This is a genomic window from Caballeronia sp. GAFFF1, assembly GCF_023630705.1.
GTDB lineage: Bacteria > Pseudomonadota > Gammaproteobacteria > Burkholderiales > Burkholderiaceae > Caballeronia.
The window spans coordinates 108,687-133,648 of sequence record NZ_JALQEM010000030.1 but is presented as its reverse complement, the minus strand read 5'-3'; the positions used below and the strand labels follow the sequence as shown (position 1 = coordinate 133,648).

General features: G+C 62.5%; 21 protein-coding genes. 12 read left to right on the top strand and 9 right to left on the bottom strand.

Features of this window, described 5'->3' with window-relative positions:
• Positions 1-18 precede the first annotated feature (18 nt).
• The 3 genes from NCR37_RS16750 to NCR37_RS16740 form a co-directional block, all read right to left on the bottom strand.
• Complete coding sequence (locus NCR37_RS16750; protein WP_250473972.1) at positions 19-957, bottom strand: aldo/keto reductase; 939 nt, start codon at positions 955-957, stop codon at positions 19-21.
• A gap of 65 nt (positions 958-1,022) precedes the next feature.
• Positions 1,023-1,382, bottom strand: coding sequence for a winged helix-turn-helix domain-containing protein (locus tag NCR37_RS16745; protein ID WP_175941611.1), 360 nt, complete (start codon positions 1,380-1,382; stop codon positions 1,023-1,025).
• 245 nt (positions 1,383-1,627) lie between these two features.
• The gene (locus NCR37_RS16740; protein WP_250473971.1) at positions 1,628-2,326 is read right to left on the bottom strand and encodes a hypothetical protein; all 699 of its coding nucleotides are present in this window, start codon (positions 2,324-2,326) and stop codon (positions 1,628-1,630) included.
• Positions 2,327-2,405: 79 nt separating this feature from the next.
• Here NCR37_RS16740 and NCR37_RS16735 point away from each other — a divergent pair, with 79 nt between their 5' ends.
• Positions 2,406-3,647 carry a glycosyltransferase family 9 protein gene (locus tag NCR37_RS16735; RefSeq protein WP_250473970.1) on the top strand — a complete coding sequence of 414 codons (1,242 nt, stop codon included), beginning with the start codon at positions 2,406-2,408 and terminating at the stop codon, positions 3,645-3,647.
• Positions 3,648-3,650: 3 nt separating this feature from the next.
• Here the strand turns inward: NCR37_RS16735 and NCR37_RS16730 are convergent, their stop codons facing one another.
• From NCR37_RS16730 to NCR37_RS16720, 3 genes are read right to left on the bottom strand one after another with little or no spacing between them, the layout of a single operon-like run.
• Positions 3,651-5,426, bottom strand: coding sequence for a chloride channel protein (locus tag NCR37_RS16730; protein ID WP_250473969.1), 1,776 nt, complete (start codon positions 5,424-5,426; stop codon positions 3,651-3,653).
• A gap of 29 nt (positions 5,427-5,455) precedes the next feature.
• Positions 5,456-5,866 carry a MarR family winged helix-turn-helix transcriptional regulator gene (locus NCR37_RS16725; protein ID WP_250473968.1) on the bottom strand — a complete coding sequence of 137 codons (411 nt, stop codon included), beginning with the start codon at positions 5,864-5,866 and terminating at the stop codon, positions 5,456-5,458.
• 6 nt (positions 5,867-5,872) lie between these two features.
• A complete protein-coding gene (locus tag NCR37_RS16720; RefSeq protein ID WP_250474003.1) occupies positions 5,873-7,018 on the bottom strand; it encodes an HPP family protein in 1,146 nt (381 codons plus the stop codon).
• A 166-nt stretch (positions 7,019-7,184) separates the two neighbouring features.
• On the opposite strand from NCR37_RS16720, the gene NCR37_RS16715 reads away from it, so the two are divergent.
• Positions 7,185-9,047: a DUF3857 domain-containing transglutaminase family protein gene (locus NCR37_RS16715; RefSeq protein ID WP_250473967.1), complete on the top strand. Its 1,863-nt coding sequence runs from the start codon at positions 7,185-7,187 to the stop codon at positions 9,045-9,047.
• Positions 9,048-9,053: 6 nt separating this feature from the next.
• Here the strand turns inward: NCR37_RS16715 and NCR37_RS16710 are convergent, their stop codons facing one another.
• Positions 9,054-10,874 carry an SUMF1/EgtB/PvdO family nonheme iron enzyme gene (locus NCR37_RS16710; RefSeq protein WP_250473966.1) on the bottom strand — a complete coding sequence of 607 codons (1,821 nt, stop codon included), beginning with the start codon at positions 10,872-10,874 and terminating at the stop codon, positions 9,054-9,056.
• A gap of 262 nt (positions 10,875-11,136) precedes the next feature.
• Between NCR37_RS16710 and NCR37_RS16705 the strand changes: the two genes are divergently transcribed.
• From NCR37_RS16705 to NCR37_RS16660, 10 genes are all read left to right on the top strand, one after another.
• Positions 11,137-11,574: a DUF4399 domain-containing protein gene (locus NCR37_RS16705; protein ID WP_175941598.1), complete on the top strand. Its 438-nt coding sequence runs from the start codon at positions 11,137-11,139 to the stop codon at positions 11,572-11,574.
• A 59-nt stretch (positions 11,575-11,633) separates the two neighbouring features.
• Positions 11,634-12,092, top strand: a complete 459-nt coding sequence (locus NCR37_RS16700; protein WP_175941597.1) for a DUF4399 domain-containing protein — start codon at positions 11,634-11,636, stop codon at positions 12,090-12,092.
• Between the two features lie 218 nt (positions 12,093-12,310).
• Positions 12,311-12,595 carry a hypothetical protein gene (locus tag NCR37_RS16695; RefSeq protein ID WP_250473965.1) on the top strand — a complete coding sequence of 95 codons (285 nt, stop codon included), beginning with the start codon at positions 12,311-12,313 and terminating at the stop codon, positions 12,593-12,595.
• A gap of 38 nt (positions 12,596-12,633) precedes the next feature.
• A complete protein-coding gene (locus NCR37_RS16690) occupies positions 12,634-12,912 on the top strand; it encodes a hypothetical protein (RefSeq protein WP_250473964.1) in 279 nt (92 codons plus the stop codon).
• Between the two features lie 235 nt (positions 12,913-13,147).
• The gene (locus NCR37_RS16685) at positions 13,148-14,551 is read left to right on the top strand and encodes an efflux transporter outer membrane subunit (protein WP_250474002.1); all 1,404 of its coding nucleotides are present in this window, start codon (positions 13,148-13,150) and stop codon (positions 14,549-14,551) included.
• 147 nt (positions 14,552-14,698) lie between these two features.
• On the top strand, positions 14,699-17,212 hold the full coding sequence (locus NCR37_RS16680; RefSeq protein ID WP_250473963.1) for an FHA domain-containing protein: 2,514 nt from the start codon (positions 14,699-14,701) through the stop codon (positions 17,210-17,212).
• The gene (locus NCR37_RS16675; protein WP_250473962.1) at positions 17,190-18,563 is read left to right on the top strand and encodes a beta-barrel domain-containing protein; all 1,374 of its coding nucleotides are present in this window, start codon (positions 17,190-17,192) and stop codon (positions 18,561-18,563) included. The genes NCR37_RS16680 and NCR37_RS16675 overlap by 23 nt, the downstream gene beginning before the upstream one ends.
• A 17-nt stretch (positions 18,564-18,580) precedes the next feature.
• Positions 18,581-19,333 carry a peptidylprolyl isomerase gene (locus NCR37_RS16670; RefSeq protein ID WP_250473961.1) on the top strand — a complete coding sequence of 251 codons (753 nt, stop codon included), beginning with the start codon at positions 18,581-18,583 and terminating at the stop codon, positions 19,331-19,333.
• Between the two features lie 15 nt (positions 19,334-19,348).
• On the top strand, positions 19,349-22,408 hold the full coding sequence (locus NCR37_RS16665; RefSeq protein WP_250473960.1) for a peptidase domain-containing ABC transporter: 3,060 nt from the start codon (positions 19,349-19,351) through the stop codon (positions 22,406-22,408).
• Positions 22,405-23,706 carry a sigma-54 interaction domain-containing protein gene (locus NCR37_RS16660; RefSeq protein ID WP_250473959.1) on the top strand — a complete coding sequence of 434 codons (1,302 nt, stop codon included), beginning with the start codon at positions 22,405-22,407 and terminating at the stop codon, positions 23,704-23,706. Before NCR37_RS16665 ends, NCR37_RS16660 begins: the two co-directional genes overlap by 4 nt.
• 11 nt (positions 23,707-23,717) lie before the next feature.
• On the opposite strand, the gene NCR37_RS16655 is transcribed toward NCR37_RS16660, so the two are convergent.
• Entirely contained in the window at positions 23,718-24,488 is a 771-nt protein-coding gene (locus NCR37_RS16655; RefSeq protein WP_250473958.1) for a PP2C family protein-serine/threonine phosphatase, read from the bottom strand.
• 52 nt (positions 24,489-24,540) lie between these two features.
• Positions 24,541-24,831 carry a hypothetical protein gene (locus NCR37_RS16650; RefSeq protein WP_250473957.1) on the bottom strand — a complete coding sequence of 97 codons (291 nt, stop codon included), beginning with the start codon at positions 24,829-24,831 and terminating at the stop codon, positions 24,541-24,543.
• Positions 24,832-24,962: the final 131 nt, after the last annotated feature.

Genomic DNA, 24,962 nt, shown 5'->3' with positions numbered 1-24,962 from the left:
TCTTTCTCCCATTGAACGTCACGCGACGGCTTCCTGAATTCGCCGTCTCAACGCCGCATCCGGATAGACGCCGATGCCCGCGCGAACGTTGTCGATCATGTACTCGCGGCGGCCCGTGCCCGGAATGACGCACGTGACCGCCGGATTGCCCAGCACGAATTTCAGCAGAAGCTGTGCCCAGCTCGCGCAGCCCAGTTCGGCCGCGGAAGCCGGCAGCGGCTTGCCGCGCAGTTCGGCGAGCAGCGACCCGCCGCCGAACGGCTGATTGACGATCACCGCGACGCCGCGGTCCGCCGCGAGCGGCAGCAAGCGCGCTTCGGCGTCACGGTCGTTGGCGGCGTAATTGATCTGCACGAAGTCGACGCGCTCGGCGCGCAACACGGCTTCGACCTGTGGGAACGCGCCCGACGTGTAGTGCGTGATGCCGATATAGCGCACGCGCCCGGCGGCTTTCCAGTCGCGCAGGGTGGCTAGCTGCGTGCGCCAGTCGAGGAGATTGTGGATCTGCATCAGGTCGATGCGAGGCGCGGCGAGGCGCTGCATCGACTGCTCCATTTGCGCGATGCCTTCCTCGCGGCCTTCGGTCCAGACCTTAGTGGCGATGAACGCCTTGTCGCGCGCGTGCAGTTCGGTGAGCAGCGCGCCGGCGACGGCTTCGGAGGTGCCGTACATCGGAGAGGAATCGATAACCGATCCGCTGGCCGCGAACAGCACGCGCAGCACGTCGGCGAGTTCGCGGCGGCGGGCGGCGTCATTGCCGACATCGAACGTGCGCCAGGTGCCGCATCCGACGACCGGCAACGCTTCGCCGGTCGAGGGAATCGGGCGCTTGTGAATGGGCTCGATGGCCGCGTCCGTGGCGAATGCGGCAGCAGCGGGCACGGCAAGCGCGGCAGCCGCAGTCGCGCGCAAAAAATCGCGCCGGCCGGGCGAGCGCCGCGTGTTGAGAGGCTTCATGACTCCGACTCCCGCTTTCGTGGTGCAGGAGCCACAGAATAAACCGCGCGGCGCCGACCCGCGCGCTACTTCTTTCTTGCTTCCTCCAGACACGCGGCGAGCTTTTCGAAGTAGGCGAGCGCCTTGGCGGTCGGCACTACCGATTTCGTGCGCAAGTCCGCGCCGGTTTCATCGAGCGTGACGAGACCTTGCTGTTTGAGGCGCGTGAGCTTGCGGTGGACGGTGGCGGGCGCGCCGGCGACCGACAGCGCCATTGTTTCGGTGACCGTCAGCGTGCGGCCCGCGTGCCAGGCCGCCGTCAGCGCTTCGAGAAGGCGCTCCTCGGCCGCGTCGAGCTTCGGCACCGAAGGCAGCGCCTGCACGGCCTGCGCGAGATTCAGAAAGCGAAAGTAAGCGTCGACGAGCGGTTTCTTCGTCATTGTCATGCGCTTGCTCCAGCGTCCAGGGAATTTGACATCGTAGTGCACTGAATCATACTTGTCTGCGCGGGGCGCTCCGCCCACAAAAAACTTATCAAGCTGATAAGCAAATGCTATGATGCGAAGTAATCGAGTTGGCAATGAATTGCTGAATATGGCTGATTGCTACGCGAGAACCTGAGAGAGATGAGAAGCAGTTAAAACAGGCGCCGCCCGGCATTCAAGCCGGGCGGCGTCATTCCTCGACCGGTTCACCAGTCGCTCAAGCGTCGCCGCAACGGCGGGAGTGTCACCATTCCCCATAACGCCAGTTTGATCGCGTAAATCACGATCAGACTACCGGACAAATCTCCCACCACCATGACCACGAAGCGCTTGCCCGCGCCCGCGGCTTCGCCATGCATGGCGAGCCATAACTGATGCAGGGCGGGACTGGCAATCGAATACAGCAGAATAAGCAGCAGAAGTCGCTTCGCCGTCAAATTAGATAACGACGTGCGCAAGCCGAGCGCGCCGGTCGCGAACAGATAAATGAGATAAGGCGCGAGCGCGGAAATCGTGCCGTAGAAAAGCGACCGCACCGGATCGTCGGGAAAATACAGGAAAACACAACTGACCCAGGCGGCGCACAGCATGCCGATTGCGCCGGCTTCGCCGAAGAGCAGCGTACAGAGCAAGCGCATGCCGGCGGGCAAATAAATCCAGTTAGCGCCGGGCACGTACTCGGAATGCGGAAACAGTAATTCATTCCCGACAAGCGTGATAAGAAAGAGCGCGGCCGTGCCCGCGATTATCGGCACGCGTTGACGAATATATTTCATGACATGTGATAGCGGTGAGGCAGGGGCGAGGCCGCATAGCCGCGCGGCTTTCAACGCGGCTGATATGCGCAAACTGCAAACAAGCAGCGCTATTTTATTGATCGATTCCGGCCGCGACATGCCTATCATTTAAGTCACCACCTTTTATGACATCCAAAGAAGCGGTCGATCTGGCATCGTGCGCTGTCATTTCGCTCTCGTTCAGAAAATGCACGTCCAATCCGACGCCCAACTCGCGGTCACCATCGACAATGTTCGCGCATTGCGCATGGCACGGCGGGCACCCGAAGCGCAAGCCATGCTGCGCGAGATCGCCGCGCAGCCCGATGCCGGCGGCGTGTGGGCGGGGCAGATGGGCATCGACATGAACTATCTCGGCATGTTTGCCGAGGCGGAAGCGTGGCTGAAGCGCGGCCTTCACTACCCGATGTCGGACGTGCTCCACTATCAGCTCACCGAAGAGCTGGTCATGGTGCTGCTGAGTCGCGGCAAATATCACGAAGCGCACGAACTCCAGCGCGCCAATCGCGATACCGGCCGCGCGGAGGCGCTCCTCGATACTTTGTTCCGCGGCGACAGGCCGTGGATCGAGCGGCTCAAGCATAAGATGCTCGGCATGGACGAGCCGGTCGCGGGCAAGTCGATTCTTCTGCTCGGCGAAGGGGGCTTTGGCGATTTCGTGCTCTTCTCGCGCTATGTCGATGCCCTGTTGCGCGAGGGCGCGCGCGAGGTGGTCTTCGAGATGTTCGATTCCTGGCGTGATGTCGTGCGGCCGCGAGAGGGCGTGCGCTTTTCGGTTCCGACGGTCGAAGTGCGCACGGTGGAAGCGCAACGCTGCGACCGCGTCGCCTCCGTGTTCCATTTGTGGGCGCGCTATCAGCCTTCGCCCTACGCGCCGCAAGCCGATCCGGCAGCGCTGATCGGCCTCGATGCCGCAAAGCCTCTGCCCCCCGAAGCGAGCGCGCTATTGCACGCAAACGGCCCGCGCCCGAAAGTCGGCCTGATCTGGCGCAGCGCTAGCACTGCGCGCCACGAGCCGTATCGTTCGATGCAGCCGGGCAACCTTGCCAGCCTGCTCGCCGATGCGTCGTGCCGCTTCTACTCGCTGCAAGTGGGCGAACCCGGCGAGGCCGAGCGCGCGCTGATGCAGGCGCACGGCGTCGTCGACATGGCGCCGTATCTGCACACATTCGGCGCTACCGGCCGCGCGTTCGAGGCGCTCGATCTCATCATTTCGATCGACAGCGGTCCGGCGCATCTCGCCGCCGCGCTGAATCGCCCGGTGTGGGTGCTGCTTGCGCAGGCCTGTGATTGCCGCTGGTACGACTGCGCCCGCTTCACGCCGTGGTATCCGACCATGCGCCTCTATCGACAGAAGCAACTCGGCGACTGGTCGCATCCGCTCGCGGAATTGCACGCGGACCTGCATCGCTTTTGCCGCGTCGAATGACGCTTACGGCTTGCGCAACGCGTGAGTGCGCCGAAAGCCGCGGAAGCGTTCGCGTTGGTGCTCTTCGTCGAAATGCGCGCGCGCCGGCTTCACGAGATCGCTGCGCGAGACGATGCCGACAAGCCGCATCGACTCCTTGTCCGCCACGACCGGCAGGCGTTCCAGGTCATGCACGGCAAGGCGCGTGGCAGCCAGACGACACGGTTCGCCGGGCAGCGCGACGGCAGGCGCGGCTTCGTTCTTCTGCGCGAGCGCCTCGCCGACCGTGACGGCGCCCGCTTGCGACGCCTCGCCGAGCGCCGCCAATGCCGCGCGATCCAGCATGCCGACGAGCGCGCCGTCGCGCACGACCGGATACGCCCGGTGCGCCTGCTGCGGCCCGAAATGCCGCGCGAGCACGTCAGCGAGCGGCGTCGCGGCGTCGATGGTGTTCACGTCGCGCGTCATCACTTCATCGACATGGTGACGCTCCAGCGGGTCCACCCCGTATTCGCGATAGATGTGATAGCCGCGCCGCGCGATCTTCTCCGTCATGATCGAGCGGCGCATGACCACGGTGGCGAAGCCGTGCGCGACGAGCGTCGCCGCCAGCAGCGGCAGGAGCGCGTTGCTGTCGTGCGTGAGGCCGAACGCGAAGACGATGGCGGTGAGCGGCGCGCCGAGTGTCGCGCCGAGCGTCGCGGCCATGCAGACGAGCGGCCAGAGCGCCGTGTCGTGGCCCGGCAAGACCGCGCCGAGCACGGTGCCGAGGCCCGCGCCGAGCATCAGGAGCGGCGCGAGCACGCCGCCCGACGTGCCGGACGCGAGCGCCACGACCCAGATCACCGCTTTTACGGCCAGAATCGCGAGCGCCATCTGAATGGCGATGTGCTGATGCAGCAGATCGCCGATCACGTCATAGCCGACGCCGAGCGCGCGCGGCTCCAGATATCCGCCGATGCCGACCACGACGCCGCCGATGGCCGGCCACCACATCCAGTGCAACGGGAGCTTGGCGAACGCATCTTCCAGCTTATAGAGCGCCGCCGACAGACCCGACGCGAGCACGCCCGACAACAGCCCGGCGACGAGGCACGACAGCAGCGAAATCATGTGCGGCGGCTGCGTTTGCATCGGGAAAAGCGCCCCGGTGCCGAACACGAACGCCCGCGCGAAGCCGGCCACGGCGCACGCGAGCGCCACGGGCAGGAAGCTGCGTGGCCGCCATTCGAAGAGCAGCAGTTCCACGGCGAGCAGAACCGCCGCGACCGGCGTGCCGAACACGGCGGTCATGCCCGCCGCCGCGCCCGCCACGAGCAGCGTCTTGCGCTCGGCGGCCGTCACGTCGATGCACTGCGCGATCAACGAGCCGAGCGCGCCGCCCGTCATGATGATCGGGCCTTCCGCGCCGAACGGCCCGCCGCTGCCGATCACGATGCCCGAGGACAGCGGCTTCAGCACCGCCACTTTCGGCGACATGCGGCTCTTGCCGAACAGAATCGCTTCGATCGCTTCGGGAATGCCGTGGCCGCGAATCTTCTCGGAGCCGAAGCGCGCCATCAGTCCGACGATCAGCCCGCCGATCACCGGAATCACGATGACCCAGGCCCCAAGCGTATTGAGCGCGGGCGAGCGGTCCTCGATGGAGAAGGTCTGGAAGAAGAACAGATTCGTGAACAGATGAATGAGCGCGAGCAGCACGACCGCCGCAAGCGTGCTGATGCCGCCGATCACCGCCGCGAGCCCGCAGATGCGCAGCAGCCGGTCGTTCACGGAAAAGTCGCGTTTATGATGATTCATGCCTGTCACTCCAGAAAACTCCGCGAGACTCAGAGATCGATTTGCGGGACGCGGAACGCGCCGTCGAGCGATTTCAGCTCCGCGCGATGCAGGGCCGCGAGGCGCGCGAGGACCTGCTCGCCGCGCGCTTCGAGATGCACGTGCACGTGCCGGCGATCTTCCGCGCTCTGCTCGCGCCGCACGAGCCCGAGCGCTTCGCAGCGCGTGACGAGCGCCACGACGCCGTGATGATGCGATTGCAATCGCTCGGCCAGCTCGCCGACCGTCGCCCACGCGCGGCCCGGAAAGCCCTTGATGTGCAGAAGCAGCAGATATTGCAGCGGCGTGATGCCTTCTTCCTGCGCGGCGCGCTCCGAGAACCGCTCGAAGCGGCGCATCTGATAGCGGAATTCCGAAAGCTGCTCGAAGTCCGGCTTGGTCAGCGTGCGTGCGTTTTTCATTTTTTCTCAGGCGCTCCTGCGCTCACCCGCGAAGCTCTGGCGATACAGCCCCGAGATCAGATCGGTTTCGGTGATCATGCCGAGCAGGCGCTCGTCTTTATCGACCACCGGAATGTGGTGGTGCCCGAAGTCCGCGAACATCGGCACGAGTTCCGCAATGGAGGTGCGCGAGTCGATCGTGCAGACATCGGTGGTCATCAGCGAGCCGACGCGCGCCGGCGCTTGCGCCGGGCCGCGCATGATGCGCTCGACGGCGCGCGCGAAGGCATCGCGCGGCGCCGACCGGTGGGCGGGCGCGAGGTCCGCTCGCGTGACGATGCCGCGCACACGTCGGGTCATGTCGATCACGGGCAGCGCCTTCACGCGATGCCGCGCGAGCAGCGCGAGCGCCTCGTCGACGGTGGTGTCGGGCGTCACGGACACCACGCCCCGCGACATGATGTCCGCGCAACTGAATTCGGTGAAGCGGCGCGCGTAAGCCTGCAACTGCGTTTCGCGCAGCAGCGCTTCGAGATCGTCCGGATCCACGTCGAGCATTTCGCTGCGGCGCGCGAGCACGGCTTCGAGATCGGCGCGCGTGAAGGCCGCGCCGTCCGGCGTTTTCGGCGACGCCTGCGCGACGTGCGGGTAACGGTGCCCCGTCAGCGCGTGATAGACGATGGCCGAGCACAGTAGCGCCGCCGACTGGATGGCCACCGGCGCGAGCACGAAGCCGTAGCCGAGCGCGTGAATCGACGGGCCGCCGAGCACCGCGGTCAGCGCCACCGCGCCCGAAGGCGGATGCACGCAGCGCAGCGCAAACATCCCGCAGATGGCGAGCGCAATGGCGAGCGCTGCGGCATCGACGGGATCGTGGATCAGCGCGGCGCACGACACGCCGACGATCGCCGACACGAGATTGCCGCCGATGATCGACCACGGTTGCGCGAGCGGACTGGCGGGCACGGCGAAGAGCAGCACGGCGGAAGCGCCCATCGGCGCGATCAGCAACGGAATCGCCGAGGTATCGCCGACGAGCAGACGCGCAATGCCGCCCGTCAGCGCAATGCCGATGAGCGCGCCCGCGCCCGCGCGCAGCCGTTCGGTCCATCTGAGCGTGACGGGAGCGGGGAGGAAGCCATGTAACCAGCGTAAGAGGACGGTGCGCGACACGTTTTCAGCGAGGAGTTCTTGTGAGAGGTTCAATGAATCGCGCGTGAGGCACGCGGCGAAGCGTAAAATTATATCGCAACGTGATACAAATTGTCGCGGCGACACCGGCTCGGGTACGATGAACGTTCGCGCGTTTCCTCGTGAGTCGAACATGAGCCGGTTCTTCATGCGAATCCCGTACGCATTGGCGCTGTGCCTGGTCGCGATCGGCGCGTGGGCCGCGCCGGCGCCGGACGCCGACGAGCCGTCCACCGTCGTGAGCGACGTGCACGAGTTCGTCGTCGCGGACGACGGCTCCGTCAGCGAGGACGACCGCACCGTGCTGCGCGCGAACACGGCGGCGGGCGTCGACGAGATCGCGCAGCGTTACGTCTGGTACGACCGCAGCGTGTCGAAGGTGGACATCGTGGAGGCGTATTCCGTCGACGCGAACGGCGCGCGCCACGACGTCTCGCCTGATCAGATCCGCGATATTCAGGAGCCGCGCTCGGCGGGCGCGCCGACGTTTCAGGACGCGAAGCTGCGCGCGGTGATTTTTCCGGCTGTCGGCGTCGGCTCGACGGTGCACCTGCATTCGCGCAAGAGCCAGGCGAGCCCGGTCATTCCCGGCCAGTTCGGCTATTACGTCGAGCCGGGACAGCGGCCGGTGCTGGATCAGCAACTCGTTTTCGATCTTCCCGCGACGAAGCCGCTCTACGCCGATACGCGCGGCTATGTTGCGCGCGCGCCTGTCACCGGAAACGGCCGCACGCGCTATGTGTTCGATTACCGTCGCGAGCAGATTGCGCGCATCGAGAGCGGCTCCGTCGGCTATGCGCAATACGGCGACCGGCTGATGGTCTCCACCTTTCCCGATTACGCGAGCTTCGCGGCGAGCTACCGCGCGTCGGCCGCCGATGCGAGCGCGCGCGATCCTGCCGTGCGGGCGCTCGCTGAAGCGCTGACCGCCAACGACGCCGACGCGCGTGCGAAAGCCCGGACCCTGTACGACTGGGTGCGCCGCAACATTCGCTACGTCGCGATGTTCATCGGGCAGAGTCCGGCCGTGCCGCATCGCGTGACGGACGTGCTCGCGAACCGCTACGGCGACTGCAAGGACCACGTCGCGCTGTACGGCGCGCTGCTCGACGCGGTGGGCATCCGCAACGAGCCCGCGTTGATCGGCCTCGGCTCGGTCTACTCGCTGCCCTCGGTGCCGGGCTACGGCGCGGGCGCAATCAATCACATCATTACCTATCTGCCGGACTTGGGGATGTTTGCGGACAGCACGGCGTCGAGCGTCGAGTTCGGCTTCTTGCCGCTCGCGGACATGGACCGGCCGACGCTCCTCGTCGGTAGCGGCGCGCTGTCGCGCACGCCCGCGACGCAGCCGCTTTCGCGCACGGCGCGGCTTCAGATCGATGTCGCGCCGCAAGGCGAGGCGACGTTCGCGTATTGGGTGCAAGACGCGGGATGGAGCGCCGAGCTGGAGCGCATGAATCTGCGGTTCGCGGGCGCGCAGCGGCGCGACCAGATCGCCGCGGACCGCCTGCGCTTCACGAACTTGCGCGGCGCGGGGGCGTTGACCACGAGCGATGTGGATGCCACCAGCGGCCCGTTCGCGACGACGCTGCGCGGCACGCTGGATGATGTCGTCTGGCCGACCGGCACGACCGCCTTGCCCGCGCTTACGAGCCTGTCGGGCGGCATCGCCACGCAGACGCGCAACTGGCTCGCGGAACGCTCGCGCACGCAGCCGTATCTGTGCGTGGGCGGCGCATACGACGAGGTATCGCAGATCGCGCTGCCGAAGACGATGCGAGTCGCCGAAGTGCCCGACGATCTCGAACTGACGAGCGGCTTTTTCCGCTATCGCTCGCGCTATGTGTTTGATCCGGCGAGCAATGTGATCCAGGTATCGCGCACGCTGGATGCACGCTTCGGCAAGCAGGTCTGTTCGCCGGAAGACTTCGAGGCTTCGTTGCCGGCGCTTCGAAAGATTGAACGCGATACGCAGGCGCAAATCATCGTGAAGGTATCGGCCCAGTGAGAGCGGTCACTGCGTGTCGCGCGCCACGCGAAAACCGTTCTGCGATTGACGCACGCTCGCGCTGTACTTGAAGCGCGTGGCCGATTGCATATAGTCGCCGCCTTCGCGCCAGGAACCGCCGCGAATCACGCGCACCGAACAGGAGGGCTCGTCCCACACGCGGCCATCGGCGGGCGCGCCCTTGTATGAGCTATGCCAGCAGTCGGCCACCCATTCCCACACGCTGCCGTTCATGTCGTAGAGGCCATACCCGTTGGGCGCGAACGAACCCACGGGCACTGGCGCATCCGCGTGATACGGCTCGCCGCAGTCCTTGCAGTCGGCCGTGCCTTTTTTCATCTGATCGCCCCACCAGAAGGTGCTTTGCGTGCCGCCGCGCGCGGCGAACTCCCATTCTGCTTCGCTCGGCAGACGATACGGCTTGCCGCCTACTTTGCTCAACCACTTCACGTAGACCTGCGCATCGTCCCAACTGACGTTGCGCATCGGCGAATTGGGCGGCGGCGGGGCGCTCGCGTTGCTGTCCGGCGCAATGCGGGTGCAGGCGCCCGCATCAGCGCACGCATTCCATTGCTCGACGGTTACTTCGTATTTGCCGATGGCGAACGGCCGCCCGAGCGTCACGCGATGCGACGGCTTCTCGCCGGGATCATCGTTATTGCTGCCCATCGTGAAAGCGCCTGGCACGATCGGAATGAGCAACGGACACTGCGGGCAGTCCTTGATCTCGTTGCCGGTGGGCTTGGCCGTAGTGTTTGTCGGTGCCGCCGAAACAGCGCGCGCCACGGTACTAGCCGGCTTGGCCGGAGCAGATGCAGGAGCAGATGCAGGAGCCGACGCAGGAGCCAACGCAGGAGCCGCCACAGAAGGCCTCGCGCTCGCTGTCGCTTTGAGCCGGTCGATGCGCGCCTTCGCAAGCGCCGCGAAACGCCCGTTCGGATACGACTTCAAGTACGCCTCGTAATCGCTCGGATACGTGCTGTCCTTGATGGACTCCCAGAATGCCAGTTCGTATTGCTCGCTGCTGTCCTTCGGCAGAATGCCGCGCATGCGGATCGGTCCGCCAACGGTGCCGGCGAATTCAGCCATTGCCGGGAGAGCCGCTGTTACGCGTCCCAGCGTGACATGGCCGGTCAATGTCGATGCCACCCACGGCCGCTGTGCGCCACGCGAAGCGTTGGCGACGGCGGACGCGGCAGTATCGAATGAAGCGGACGTTATCAGCTTGTCCTTGCCGAAAGCGCGTAAAAGGGCTGCGGTGTAGCGACCGTTGCGTCCGTCTTCGGCTGCGCCTGCATTGGGTTGCGCGGCGAATGCGATCAGCGTTCGCGGCGGAAGCTGAACAGGTCCGGCCAAGACTTGAGGCGATGAATCGTCTAGGCACATGTCCAGTACGACGATGTTGGTAGCGAGCGGCCTCGCACGCGCCATGCGCGCCGCGAGATCCTGCGCCGCGATGCCTTTCTCGATCAACGCGGAGGCGTCGATGTTGCTCGCATCGATCGGCAAGAGCAGCGCCTGTCCGCGCGCCTCTACGCCGTGCCCGGCGAAGTACACCAATGCGGTGTCGAGCGGACCCAGATGGTCGATGAATGACTGAATGGTTTGCCGCATTGCATCGGCATTTAGATTCGTGCGGCGCGTCACGTCGAAGCCCATCGCGGAGAGTGCCACGCTCATGTCTCTCGCGTCGGTGACCGCGCTGCTCAGTGGCTGCTCGCCGTAACGGTCGTTGCCGATGACGAGCGCGACGCTATGCGCTGAACCGTCGTGATCGATGAGTGCGGGAGCGGGCGACTGTCCGGACTGCGCGAAGGTCGCGCTCATGGCGACGAACACAGTCGCAACGAAGAATATCCGCCACATATTCATACCCTGTCCGTATGGCGTTGAGGGAGACGCACGTGTGCCGCACAAACAACGATAGCACGCTGTCCGCCACGATTTGATCCCCTAAACGTAGGTATCCGCATGCAGCGTCTGCAACCCCTCGCACGCATGTATCTTTTCAAACCGTTAAGTCCTAATCTGAACGCAGAGCTTGATCGTTGGCCTGTGAACGGCCTTTCTTTGAAGAGGCATCCGAAACATGCTGAGAAGAACTGTGCTCGGCGCGCTCGCTTCGATAGCGGCGCTGGCCGCGGACGCGTCGTTTTCCGCCGGGCGTACCCGCAGTCCGGCACCCGCGAACGCAGAGGCGTACATCATCTGGCCGCCCGATGGCGCCGTCCTTTCAGGCGGCAAGCTATGGGTGCGCATGGGCCTGCGCAACATGGGCGTGTGTCCGAAAGGCATCGATATGCCTAACGTGGGCCACCACCATCTGCTGATCGATACGGACCTTCCGCCGCTGGATCAGGAGATTCCGTCGGATCGCAATCATCTGCACTACGGCGCGGGCGAAACCGATGCGCGCATCGAGTTGCAGCCCGGAAAGCACACGCTGCAATTGCTCATGGGCGACTACAACCATGTACCGCATGATCCGCCCGTTTATTCGAAGAAGATCACGATCACGATGAAATGAGCCGAGACGTCGCTTGGTCCGATGCACACCGTCCGGCGCACATCCTGAAGGTACACGACATGAAACGACGCACTGCCGGCGCACATTCGTGCGCACGTTCGATTCTGCTCGCCGCCGCGTTGGCCGCGCCATTCCATGCGAGCCACGCGGCGGGCGGACCGACGCCCGCACCAGCCAACGCGCATGCATATATCGGCTATCCCAACGACGGGCAGACGCTTCCGGCGGGAAAACCCTTCCGCGTGTGGTTCGGCCTGCGGTTCATGGGGGTCGCTCCGCGCGGCGTGAAGTTTCCGAACACCGGACATCACCATCTATTGATCGATACGGATTTGCCGCCATTGGATCAGGAGATTCCGTCCGACCGTAATCATCTGCATTACGGCGCGGGCGAAACGGAGACCATGCTCGAATTGCCGCCGGGTAAACATACGCTTCAACTCTTGATGGGCGACGACCGGCATATTCCGCACAATCCTCCCGTCTATTCGAAGAAGATCACGGTCTACGTCAGGTGAACGGTGTCGGTGAAAGACAAACAGTCGGACTCCGAAGTGTTTGTCTGGAACCGATCACGAACGGGAACCGGCATTGGGCAATTGGAGTGAAAAGCCTTGTACCGCAAGGCATTGCAGGAATCAGCGCAAAGATGGCATACCCCGTGCATTGTACTGGCCCGAGCAAACAGATTGCTCGAACCCACCCGACGCGCAATGCGCACCCAAGGAGAACCACCATGAAGACGCTGACGATCCTCGACATTCCCCTCACCGAAGAACTCGACCGCCGCGCGATGTCGGCTGTACGCGGCGGCACCTCGTTCTATTTTCCCGGCTATGACGTCTCGAAGGTCGAGCTCTCGTTCGATACGCAGCAGTTCATCGGCCAGACGCAGAACACGCAAAGCCAGAACGGCGTGAACGTGGCGTTCGGCGGCAATATCGCGGCCCACGTCGCGCCGAAGCAGCAAGCCAGCAACACCAGCACCATCAACATCGGATCGGGCTTCGAGCTCCGCTGATCGACCGCCATCCACCCTCAAGCCAGGAACCCGACATCATGTCTACGCTGACCATCCACGATCTCGTCCATCACGCCGAACTGGGCCGCCATGAAATGTCCGCGGTGCGCGGCGGCACCGGCTTCTATTTCCCGAGCTACAAGTCGAGCTTCGATCTGAGCGCCACTACGCAGCAACTGACTAATCAGGCGCAGAACACGCTCAGCGCAAACGGCGTGAACAACGCTTTCACGTATGACACGACGGCGAAAGTCGCGCCGCATCAGAAAGCGGACAACACGAGCCACATCAACGTCTATGGGCCGTATGCGTTTTGAAGCAGGAACACGCCGGATAACGGCGGCGTAGGTGTTTCATGTTGTTGGCAGCAGAGGCGGAGCACGGGGAGCTCCGCTGCATCAACCGCCTGTCGCAAGGCGGCGCGGATCGCTCGTCGTTCCCGAGACGGCGAGCGATCCGCACCCGAGCGCGGTGATGGAGTGACGCGCAATCCTCGTACTAGCGTGATCGTCGGAGCAGATCGTGCCAGCTTTATTCCCCTCGTCGCGCCTCATGACCGCATGCTCGATCCTCTGTGCCGCCTTGCTGCTCGCCGGCTGCATCGATGTCAATGTGCCGGTCTATAAGCGGCCCGATACGCCGGAGAAGACGGCGTTCACTACGATGAGCGTCCCCAAGGCTGCTCCCGCTGAGACTATCCGCCCCGATTGGTGGAGGCAGTTTCAAGATCCGTATCTCGACGGACTGATCGACAAGGCGATCAACGGAAACTTCGATATCAAGGTGCTTGCAGCGCGGATTCAGGTAGCCGGTGCGCAAATCGGCGAGGCGCGCGCGGGCGCGCTGCCTTCGATGGATGTGGGCGCGGGCGCCAGTTTCGAGAAGACCACGGGCCAGCCGTTCACCAAGCAATACAACCTCGGCACGCAGGTGAACTGGGACATCGACATCTGGGGCGCCGTGGAAAAAGGCGTGCAGGCGCAAAAAGCCGAGTATCGCGCGAGCGAGGCGGACTGGCGTGCCGGCTATCTCGAACTCGTCGCGAACGTATCGACGACGTACTTCCAGATCCTTCAGTTCGATGACCAGATTCAGCAGCAGACGCTGACCATTGCGACGAACCAGAAAATACTGACGATATTCGAGGGCATGGAAAAGAATGGCCTGGTGCCGCATACGCAGGTGCTGAATCAACGCGCCGAATTGAATCGTCTTATGCGTGATCTGCTCGAACTGCGCCGCGCCCGTGACCTTGCGGACAATGCCCTGGCTACGTTGACCGGCGTGCCGGCTGGCGAATTCAAAGTGCCCGACGGCCAATTGCAGAAGCGCGTGCAGATTCCGCCTGTGCCTTCCGGACTGCCGTCGCAGTTGCTTGCGCGACGGCCTGATCTGATTGCCGCTGAGTATCGCGTCCTCGAGTCTTACGATCTCGTCGGACAAGCGAAGCTCGCTCAGTTACCCACGATCAGCCTCACGGGCCGTGGCGGCACCGCGAGCTTTGCGTTGACGGACTTATTGAAGTCCTTCACGTTCAGCTTCCTACCCAGCATCAATATTCCGATTCTCGACCCGAGCGTGCGCGCGCACGTCAAGACCACCGAAGCGCAAAGCACGGTCGCGGAACAGCAGTATCGAAGCACGGTGATCAACGCGTTCGAGGAAGTGGAAAATGCGCTCGTCAATCTGGATTCGCATACGAAGCAGCGAGAAGAATTGCAGCAGGAAGTCGCGCATCTGACGATCGTCGCCGCGCAGATCGATGCGCAACTCAAAGAAGGCGTGATTTCACAACTCGAAGTGTTCGAGACCGAACGCACGCTGCTCGCGGCACAACTCGCGTTGCTCGCGAACCATCAGCAGATCTTGTCGGACACGGTCACGCTCTACAAGGCGCTCGGCGGCGGATGGCCGGCGGTCGACGTACAGAGCGCCGCCGTTGGAAAGAATGAGTGAATCGCATGGCTAACGATCGTACCGGAATGCGCGACGTCCACACGATGGCGTTCGCTCATCTTAACGCCCAATTGACTAAGCGAATGCGTGTCTTACACTTCCAACAGCCGCTCTTTTCGAGCGGTCCGACGCATCCTGTGAACTGACATGGCTCCAGGCGAACCGATAGCCGAACCGCAGCCGCGCGTGGACGAAGCATTCGATGTCGTCCTTAAGCCGGCGTCGCGCGGCACTCCGGCGCATGCGTTGAGCGAGATTCGCATCGAGGACGACCTGTTCGCAATCGGCCGCGGCGAAGCGCCGTTCGACGAGAGCCCGCCCGAAGCCGTCGCGCAACTGTCGCGTCGTCATGCGCGCATATTCATCGAAAACGGCTGCGTCTATATCGCGGACCTCGGGAGCAAGAACGGGACGACGTTGAATGGCACGCCCGTGCGTGATGTTCCCGCTCGCGTCAGAAACGGTGACGAGATCGCATTCGGTAGCCGGCTCGCGTATCGCGTGCAATGCGTGCCCCGCAGGCGTCGAATTACTGCGGCAAAGCAGGTCGCGCTCACGCTCGTGCCAGTGCGCGAAGAACTCGGTCTCGAACCGATCGAGCTCACGCAGTTTCCTTTTCTCGTCAGCAAGACCGACGACGTCTTCGCGCGTTATCGGCCGCGTTACCCGCATCAGGTCAATTACGTGTCGCGCCGTCACGCGCATGTGTTCATACGGGGCGGCGCGCCGTTCGTCGAAGATCTCGGCAGCACGAACGGCACTTTCGTCAACGGTCAACGCATAGGCGACTCGGCTATCGCACTCAAGGACGGCGACTCGGTGGCGTTCGGCGGCACGCATTTCGTCTATCGAGTGAGTTTGCACGGCGAAGAAAGCGAGTCCACGTTGACTGAAATGGCGGTCGCAACGCAGCCTGACGCGCACGACGAGCGCGACAGCGACAAAACGACGTTCGTCGGCTCTGCGCATTCGTTTCTCGACATCTTCTGCGTGGATCATGTCGAGCCGGGTGATGATGAGATCAACGCCGACGCTCACGCCGACTCCGCTCAGAAGGAACAACGCGGCGAGGCCAAACCCAAACGCGGCAAGTGGGCTCTCTTCATTCGCGAGTTGCAACGGGCGTTCATGGGCGAGGATCAGCGCGCCACGCTGCGCGCACGCGTCGTCACTGTCTGTGTGTTGCTGGCGCTCGTCGCCGGAGGCTTCGCAATTTTTCATGCCGGATCAGTAGAGCGCCGCGCGAAGTCGCTCATGGCAAGCGGCGACTATGCGCAAGCTGCGGTGTTGAGCAACGACTATCTCCGCATGCATCCGCACGACGCGCCGTTCACTTCGATGAATACGGAGGCCGTACTGAAGGCCGGCGTGCCGCGTTGGCTCGCCGCGTTGCGCAAAGGCGATTATGCGCAGGCCGAGAGCGTCATCGCGCAGATGGAAGCGTTGAGCGAGCACAACACGGAGGTCCGTTCCATGCTCGATGAATTGCGCTGGATCGGCAAGCTCGAACGTTTCGTCATGAGCCGTGGCGGCCCTGACGCGCCCCTTCGAATATACGCAGACGAACCGCGCATTGTGGACATCCTGAAGCCTTGGGAAGCGGACGCGGGAAGTCATCAGCGCGATCTGGACCGCATCGCGGGCTACGTGCCCGAGTTCCGCGATCCTTACGCGCTCGCGCTCAGCCATCTGCGCAAGCTGCAAAGCGATGATTCGGTCTATCTCGCGGCCATCGATCGATTAAATGCGAGTGTCGTGAAGAGCCTCGCTACGGACGACCTCGATGCGATTGATGCCGCGTTGAAAGACTATGCAGACCGGTATCCGCGTCTGGGCGGTCTCGAACGCCTGCGCGCCGATGCGAATGCCTACGCGAGCCTCAAGCACGCGATGACCGCAAAGAGCCTCGCACCGCTCGCCGACTGGATCGGAACGACGACATTCTCGACGCCGCCTTTCAAGGACAAGTGGGCGGAACTGAGCGCGCACCAGTTGCCGCCTGCCGCTGTGTTGGCGCAATACGCGGCTGTATCCGATGCCTGGCGCAATGGTCGCAGCGCTCAGGCAATTTACCTACTGACCAAGATTCCGCAGGGCAATTGGACTCCGACCTTGCAGGGCGAACTGGCGCACAAGAAGGCCGTGGCCGCCCAGTTTGACGAGTTGCAAAAGACACGCGGCTCGGGACGCTATGAAGACGCACTGCTTTCGTTCTATGAATCGCTCGACCCACAGAGCGACGGCTTTTTCGTTAAGGCTGTCGCGCCCGACATTGCGGCGCTCAACGGCAAAGCAGCCGCGCGAGGGCAAGCGTTGATGACTCAGGCGCAGACGCTTTGGGAGCAGTACCGGACGAACGGAGGAATAGGCGGGTCGCAACGGCTGGAGTCGGACGTGTCGGATGGCTTTCGAACGCAGGCCAAGCGCTTGTCGGACGCGCGGGACGCTTCGGTTCGTGGCATGCGCATGCTCAGGCAAGCGTCGCAAAATGGCGCGGCGGATCAAGGCAGATGGAATGCGCTGAGCAAAGAGATAGATGACGAAGCGGCTCTGCAACGGCGCTCTCTGCAAGAGCTTCGCATGGTGCTGGATCCGTCGCTGCTGCAAACAAAACTAAATCTGATTGGAGGAACGAGCGGTGAAGCGCAACGCACCCCTTAGGCCATTCTCAGAGGCACTCGGCGATCACGGCGCCGAAGGCGTCGCGATTCTCACCGCGGAGCCGCTCAAGCTCACGCAAGCCGTGGTGCTTGCCATGGTCGCGCTCGTCGTTGCGGCGCTCGCGTGGTCCTTCATCGGTCACGCGGACGTCCTCGTCACCGCGCAAGGCACGCTTGCGCCCGAGTCCGAGGTTAGGCGCTTCTACGCGCCTATCGACGGGGAACTGGCCGACCTCTATATAGCGGAGGGGCAACCGGTGCGCAAAGACGACGTCGTGGCGCGCCTGAACGCACGCGGTGCGATAGAAGCCGCGACGAACGCACTGGAAGCGCAACTCAAGCTCGACGACGCCGAGCGCGAATGGAAGCAGTTTCCCGAGAAGAAGTTGTTGATGGAACGAAGAATCGCCGCGCTCAAGGACCAGATGGAAGTCGAGGAACATCAGCATCAGCAGCGAGTGAGCGAAGGCACGAGCAAGCTCGCCGAAGGGCAGAAGGCGCAGCTTCAGGAGCAGCGCAGCGTGCTGGAGAATGCGCGGCGCGCGCGCGATGCCGCAAAAAGCGAACTGGATCGCTTCGCGCGACTCTTCGCTTTGCCGGGCGGCGGCGGCGTGTCGGAATCGCAAGTGGAAGCGAAACGCAACATCTATCTCGAAGCGGATGGCGCCTATCGCGTCGAACAGGCGAAGCTCGCTGAACTCGACTTTCGCTTGAGCCATGAATTCAAGCAAGCGAAGGCGCAACTCGAAACGAGCGGTCAGGAAGCAACCAGCCTCAGGCTGCAATACGAGTCGGCCATGCGCGAGGTGACGAGCACAGAAGACAAGCTGCGTTTGCAATTGCAGACCGCACGTCTCGTCGCGGACGCCGCCGCGCGCATCCGCTTCGAGAACATCGACAAAGATAACTTCCTGCTGATTCTGGCGCCTGTGTCGGGTGTAGTCACGGACGTGACCTCGACTCAGCCGGGCGACAAGATTCAGGCGAATACGCCGCTCGGCGGCATCGCGCCGGCAAATGCGCGGCCGGTCCTGAAGATAGAGATCGCCGAGCATGATCGCGCGTTTCTGCGCGAAGGACAGCGCGTGAAACTCAAGTTCAATGCGTTTCCTTATCAACGATACGGCGTGATCGACGGCACGCTCGCCTTCATCTCGCCAGCGACAAAGCCGGGCGCAGTCGCCAAGCAACCGGTCTATGAAGGGCGAGTGACGCTGGACCGCGACTACTACCAGATTGCTGATACGCGATATCCGCTTCGCTATGGCATGACGGCTTCCGCGGAAATCGTGGTGCGCGAGCGCCGACTGATCGACCTTGGCCTCGATCCCTTCCGAAGCGTGGCAGGCTAAACCGAACGGAGAACGACATGACGGCGATTGTGCGAATCGACGATGAAGTGGTCGATGTCGACGAATTTCTCAGGCTCCTGAAACTCAACGGACAGTTCGACGGACTCGTCGAGCAACTGGTTCGCGACAAGCTCACGGTGCGCGCGGCGAAGAAGGCAGGCGTCACGCTCACGGCGGACGAGATACAGACCCGTGCCGATCAGTTCCGGCGCATCCGCGGATTGCACCGCGCAGCGGACATGAACAACTATCTTGACGCGCTCAATGTGAGCCTCGACGAATTCGAGGCCTATATCACCGACACGCTCTACCAGGAGAAAATGCTGGAACAGGTGGGCACGCAACGCGCAATCGAAGAGTATTTTCAACTCAATTCGCCGCGATTCGACGGCATCGAGGTGCGTCATATCGTTCTGGATTCCGAAGGAAGCGCGAAGGAGATGATGTCTTATCTCAACGACGATCCCGACAGCTTCGCGGACATGGCGCGCGAACATTCCCTCGCTGATACGCGTGACGGAGGCGGACTCATCGGCCGCGTGATGCGCGGGCAGTTGCGGGCGGATATCGAGGCCAAGGTGTTCAATGCCGAACCGGGCGACCTGCTCGGTCCGTTCGTCTCCGCAGACGGCGCCTCATACGAGATCTTTGCGGTGACGTCAAAGTATCCGGCACAGCTGGACGAGGAGACGACGGCGGAAATCCGTCGGCTATTGCGGGAAGAATGGCTCTTTGCAAGAGCGCAGGAACATGTGATTCAGGCGCGCTGAAAATTGCACACGGACATGGACGCTCCATCAAACCTCGACTCGCTCGCCAGTTTCCTTGCGACAGTGGAGATTTTGTCACCGCTTTCTCGCGATGAAATCGAGCAGTTGGCTCAGCACGCGGAGTCGCGCCGCTACGGCTTTGGCGAAACCGTGTGCAATGCCGGCGACGTGGCTGATGGCCTCCATGTCGTAAGAGCCGGCTCCGTGCGCATATTCACCGAGGAGCATGGCAAAGAGATCAGCATGGGCCTGAAGAAGGAGCGCGAGACTTTCGCCGACATCGCGATGCTGCGGGACTATCGGCATGAGTCGTCCGTGCGGTCTTCGGGCAAGACCGAACTTTTGTTCATTCCTCGTCGCGCGATCGAACCCGTCATCGCGAAGAATCCCGCGGCGCTCGCGTTCGCGACCAGCTATGTCGCCATTGCTTCAGCAGGCGGTTTCGTAGCCAAGCTGTTCGATCTGCGCGGCAAGCTCGACAAGGCAGAACTCGAAGAATGCGTGAGGAGCGTCGGCGTCAAGCGGATCGGTGAAGGCAAGGAGATTCTCAAGCAGGATGCTCGCGACGACAGGCGCCTGTATGTCGTGCGTCAAGGCGAAGTGCGCATCGTGCGTGAAGAAGGCGGGCATCAGTACGTGCTGGCAACGCTCGGCCCCGGCGAAATTTTCGGCGAGAAGGCGTGCGTGATGCGTCAGGAGCAAATGGCCTCGGCCATTGCGAACGCCGATACGCGCCTGCTCGTCATCCCTGAGAAGACAGTGCACTTCATCATCGAGCGCAACGTCAAGCTGCGTGAAGTGCTCGAAGAACGCATCCGCTTCAGCGAGCGCGAGTTACAGCGGCAAAAGAAACTCGCCGAACGCCGTAGCCTACCCGCGATGCTCGATTTGCACAGCAAGCCCGAACTCGGCGAACGGGTCATCAAACGGTTCGCATGGGTGCAGCAAGCCGAGGAGATGGATTGCGGGGCCGCGTGTCTTGCAATGATCTGCCGGCATTACGGCATCGGCATGACGCTCGGAAAGCTGCGCGAACTGGCTAACGTGACGACGCAAGGCGCGACGCTCGACAGTCTCGCGCGCGCGGGCGAGGCGCTCGGCTTCACCACGCGCGGCGTGCAGTGCACCTATGAATCGTTGCGCGGCTTCGAATTGCCGTTCATCGCGCACTGGGAGGGTTATCACTACATTATCGTCTACGGCATCTCGAAGGCGAACGTGTGGGTGGCGGACCCGGCGATAGGCTTCAAAGAGCTGACCGTGGACGAGTTCGAACGCGGCTGGAGCGGTACCTGTCTGGTCTTTTCACCAGCGCAGGATCTGGTGGAGAAGGCGGTCTCCAGTTCGCCGTGGATACGCTTCGTCGGATATATGAAGCCGTACCGCACCATCCTCCTGCATCTCTTTCTCGCCACATTCGTTATACAGGTTCTGGGCGTCATCCCGCCACTTATCATCCAGAACATTCTGGACGGCGTGATCGTTCACCAGAACGTCGGATTGCTCCATGTGCTGATTGCCGGACTCATCATCTCGAACGTCTTCTCGCAACTCATGTCCACGATTCGCGCGTATCTGGCGAACTTCATGATGCGCAACATGGACTTCGCGATGATGTCGCAATTCTTCAAGCATACGTTCTCACTGCCATTCAGCTTCTTCGCCAAACGCAAGACCGGGGACATCTTCGCGCGTTTTCAGGAGAATCACACCATCCGCGCTTTTCTGACTGAATCCACGGTCACGACAGTGCTGAACCTGTTGATGATCTTCATCTACTTCACCATCATGTTTCTCTACAACGTCAAGCTGACGTTGTTGCTGATTGCGTTCATCGTTCCTCTGATGGCGCTGACCGTACTCGCCACGCCTCGCATCAAGCAAAACGCGCGTGAGACGTTCTCGTCGGGAACGGACGCGCGGTCGTATCTGATGGAAGCGCTGGGCGGCGCCGAGACGGTCAAGGGGATGGGCATCGAGCGGGCCGTTCGCCTGAAGTGGGAGAAGAAGTACGCCAAGTCACTCGAGATTCAATATAAATCTCAACGCTTCAATATTGCGGTCGGCTTCTGTAGTCAATTGTTGAATGCTGCCACGACCATTGCAGTGCTATGGGCAGGCGCCAATCTGGTGCTCGCACGCGAGTTGACCATCGGCCAGCTCATCGCGTTCAACGCATTCATGGGAAGCGTATTGTCGCCGCTCATGGGCCTCATCAATCTCTGGAGCCTGCTCAACGATGCCGGCGTCGCCATGGAGCGTCTCGGCGATGTGCTCGACATCGAGCCCGAGCAGAAGCCAGCGGACATGCAGCAACGCGTGATGCTACCCGACCTTCAGGGCGACATCCGGTTTAACGGGGTCTACTTCCGATACGGCGAGGGGGACGCGCCTTACGTGCTCGAAAACATCAGCTTCGATATCAAGCCGGGCGAACTGATTGCAGTGGTCGGGCGCAGCGGATCAGGAAAGACGACGCTCGCCAAGCTGCTCGTCGGCTTCTATGCGCCGACGGAAGGCAAGATGACGGTGGATGGCTACGACATCAATGTGATCGACAAAGGCTTCTATCGCGCGCAGATCGGTTATGTGATGCAAAGCAACCTGCTCTTCTCCGGCACCATCGCCGACAACATCGCAAGCGGCGACGAAGCGCCGGATCGCAAGCGCATAGAGGAAGTCGCGAAGATGGCCGACGCGCACGGTTTCATCAGCAAGATGCCGCTCGGCTATGAGCAGGTGGTCGGCGAACGCGGCGTGGGGCTATCGGGCGGTCAGATGCAACGTCTGTGCATTGCACGCGCGCTCTATCATGATCCGCGCCTGCTGGTATTCGACGAAGCGACCTCCGCGCTAGATACGCAATCCGAAAGCAATATCCTCGGCAACATGCAGGAGATTTTGAAAGGGCGAACGGCCGTCATCATCGCGCACCGCCTGTCGACGATCATGCGCGCCGACAAGATCCTCGTGCTCTACGAGGGCGGCATCGTGGAGCAGGGCAAGCATGATGAGCTTGTCGCGAGAAAAGGCATGTACTACCAACTCGTGCAGAAGCAATTGAGCGCAGCATGAAGATACTCGACCAACCGGAAAGCGACAGCAACGTACCTGCATCGGCTATTTCGTATGCGGGTCTCATCGAGAAGATCGAGATATTGCGTTCGACGCTACGGTGGACCTCGCGCCTCGAACGTCCCGAGATCGAGAAGCTGTTACGACAGGCGAGCGCGCTGCGCGACGAGGTCATGCAGCTCTCGCACAAAGAACGTTTCGTACAGGCCGCGGCATCGGAGCCGAAGCGGGAGATGTCCGCGGGCGCCAGGCGACAGGCACTCCTGGAACGCAGCTTCATCTTCGAAGGCACATTCGGCGATAACCCGAAGCTGCTCGAGGCACTGGAAATCGCGGAAAAAGCGGCGCCGACCGATCTGCCGGTGCTGATCGACGGTGAGAGCGGGACCGGTAAGGAATTGATGGCCAAGGTCATTCACGCAAACGGCTCGCGTGCCGACAAGCCGTACATTTCCGTGAACTGTGGCGCGATTCCGGAGAATCTCATCGAATCGGAACTGTTCGGCCATCGCAAGGGGGCGTTCACGGGCGCCACGAACGACCGCAAAGGAAAATTCGAGAGCGCGCATACAGGGACCATCTTCCTCGACGAGATCGGCGAGTTGCCGCTGTCAGGCCAAGTCAAGTTGCTGCGCGTGCTAGAAGCGCATGAAATACAGCGCGTCGGCTCTGACGAGCCTATTGCAGTCGATACGCGTATCGTCGCGGCGACGAATCGAAATCTACGGCGCTGGTGCGAGGAAGGCCGGTTTCGCGAAGACTTGTTCTATCGCTTGAGTGTCATTCATTTGACGCTGCCGCCATTGCGTGAACGTCGCGATGAGATTCCGCTGCTGCTCGCCTATTTCGGCGACGAAGCGGCGGCTGCGCTCAAGCGCCGTCCGGTGAAAATGTCTCCGCGGTTGCGGGACTTCCTGCGCAGTTACGACTACCCGGGCAACATCCGCGAGTTGCGCAACATGGTGTATCGGCTTGCTTGCCTCGCAGGCGATATGGCGGATATCGAGCATCTGCCGGTGGACATACGCCCGAAGTCATCGCTCGCCATTGCAATGGGAGCGCCTTCGGCAAGCGGCGAAGGTGTCGCCATGGCCGGCTCGCTGAGCGAAGCGAAGCGTGTAGCAAGCGACGAAGCAGAGCGGGCGTTTCTCGAACGCGGCTTGCAGGAAGTGGGCGGCACGGTAGCGGAACTTGCGCGGCGCTACGACATGAACCGCTCTCACTTGCAAATGCTCCTGAAGAAGCACGGGCTTCATTCGAAAGACTTCAGGCTCGCAGCGCAGCGAAACAAACAGTAAGCAAGCGCGGCTCACAGAGTGGGATTCACTTGCGTTCTGTCCGACCCGAGAACGTCTTCAGCGTGAGCGACGACGAGTGAAATGTTATCTCGTCCACCGCGCTCCAGCGCCATCTCCAGCAGCCGCTGCGCCGCAGCCTCGCAATTGCCCGGCGCCAGTTCGCTCGCCATTTCGGCTTCGGTCACTTCGTTGGACAAGCCATCGCTGCATAGCAGGAACGTATCGCCGTCGGCCAGCGCGACGCTGCTTTCGTCGAGTTCCAGTGTGTCGAGCGCGCCTACGGCACGCGTAATCAGATGCTGCGCGGGATGATGCAATGCTTCTTCCGCCGTCAACTGGCCGCGTGCCTTGAGTTCTTCCACATGACTATGATCGCGCGTCAACTGCGCGAGGCGGCCGTTCCGGAATAGATAGATGCGGCTATCGCCCGCCCACAGATAAGCGCACGCGCCGCCGCGCGCCGCGAGCAATACCACGGTACTGCCTATGCGCGATACCTGTCGCCGTGCTGCCTCTGCACGCAGTTCATCGTTCACTCGCAGAAGCTGATCTCGTGCTTCTGCGATGACGTGTCCCAATGCGCCGCCTGTCGATAAGCTAGCGAGACGCTCGATCACCATGCGGCTTGCGAGATCGCCCACTGCGTGTCCGCCCATGCCGTCGGCCACGGCCCATAGACCCTGCTCGGGCGAGTTGAGCACCGCGTCTTCGTTGACTAAGCGGACGCACCCCACGTCCGAGCGCGCGGCGGATGTCCATCCGAACTCTGTTGAGAAGGTCACGCCAGTCTCCTTGAACGGACGCTAGAGCAGTGCAATCTTGCTGCGCGCGACGTCAGCCTGCGCGATTCGCCGATATTGCGTTGGGCGTCACCGTGAGGCTCGCTCCATCGCCGGAATTCTGCACGTCGACGGACTGAAACTGATTGATCATTTGGCCGGCTGTGAAGTTGTTCGTAATGTCGTAGACGTTGACGACCCCGCCGAAGTTCGCGTGACGGTCCGCTATGAACGGCGTGATCCAGCCGTAAACCCATGGCGCGCCGCCCCCTCCGGCAATCGCGGACATTGCCGTGTGGTCGAGCCGGCGGTCGAAGGCGAGATCGGTGATGGTGAGCGTGGCCATTGTGCCTCTCCAGGCTGAGTCTTAGGAACGCACGAAGTAAATGCAAGGCTCGTGCCGATTCAGTGCGCCTCGCGAGCGGGCGAATCGACGGACTTCCGCGCTCTTACACCAGCGGCGATGTTAGCGGCTCG

Coding starts and splice junctions, on each gene's coding strand:
- NCR37_RS16750 (WP_250473972.1), bottom strand. CDS start 957: ATGAAGCCTCTCAACACGCGGCGCTCGCCCGGCCGGCGCGATTTTTTG.
- NCR37_RS16745 (WP_175941611.1), bottom strand. CDS start 1,382: ATGACAATGACGAAGAAACCGCTCGTCGACGCTTACTTTCGCTTTCTG.
- NCR37_RS16740 (WP_250473971.1), bottom strand. CDS start 2,326: ATGATAGGCATGTCGCGGCCGGAATCGATCAATAAAATAGCGCTGCTT.
- NCR37_RS16735 (WP_250473970.1), top strand. CDS start 2,406: ATGCACGTCCAATCCGACGCCCAACTCGCGGTCACCATCGACAATGTT.
- NCR37_RS16730 (WP_250473969.1), bottom strand. CDS start 5,426: ATGAATCATCATAAACGCGACTTTTCCGTGAACGACCGGCTGCTGCGC.
- NCR37_RS16725 (WP_250473968.1), bottom strand. CDS start 5,866: ATGAAAAACGCACGCACGCTGACCAAGCCGGACTTCGAGCAGCTTTCG.
- NCR37_RS16715 (WP_250473967.1), top strand. CDS start 7,185: ATGCGAATCCCGTACGCATTGGCGCTGTGCCTGGTCGCGATCGGCGCG.
- NCR37_RS16710 (WP_250473966.1), bottom strand. CDS start 10,874: ATGAGCGCGACCTTCGCGCAGTCCGGACAGTCGCCCGCTCCCGCACTC.
- NCR37_RS16705 (WP_175941598.1), top strand. CDS start 11,137: ATGCTGAGAAGAACTGTGCTCGGCGCGCTCGCTTCGATAGCGGCGCTG.
- NCR37_RS16700 (WP_175941597.1), top strand. CDS start 11,634: ATGAAACGACGCACTGCCGGCGCACATTCGTGCGCACGTTCGATTCTG.
- NCR37_RS16695 (WP_250473965.1), top strand. CDS start 12,311: ATGAAGACGCTGACGATCCTCGACATTCCCCTCACCGAAGAACTCGAC.
- NCR37_RS16690 (WP_250473964.1), top strand. CDS start 12,634: ATGTCTACGCTGACCATCCACGATCTCGTCCATCACGCCGAACTGGGC.
- NCR37_RS16685 (WP_250474002.1), top strand. CDS start 13,148: ATGACCGCATGCTCGATCCTCTGTGCCGCCTTGCTGCTCGCCGGCTGC.
- NCR37_RS16680 (WP_250473963.1), top strand. CDS start 14,699: ATGGCTCCAGGCGAACCGATAGCCGAACCGCAGCCGCGCGTGGACGAA.
- NCR37_RS16670 (WP_250473961.1), top strand. CDS start 18,581: ATGACGGCGATTGTGCGAATCGACGATGAAGTGGTCGATGTCGACGAA.
- NCR37_RS16665 (WP_250473960.1), top strand. CDS start 19,349: ATGGACGCTCCATCAAACCTCGACTCGCTCGCCAGTTTCCTTGCGACA.
- NCR37_RS16660 (WP_250473959.1), top strand. CDS start 22,405: ATGAAGATACTCGACCAACCGGAAAGCGACAGCAACGTACCTGCATCG.
- NCR37_RS16650 (WP_250473957.1), bottom strand. CDS start 24,831: ATGGCCACGCTCACCATCACCGATCTCGCCTTCGACCGCCGGCTCGAC.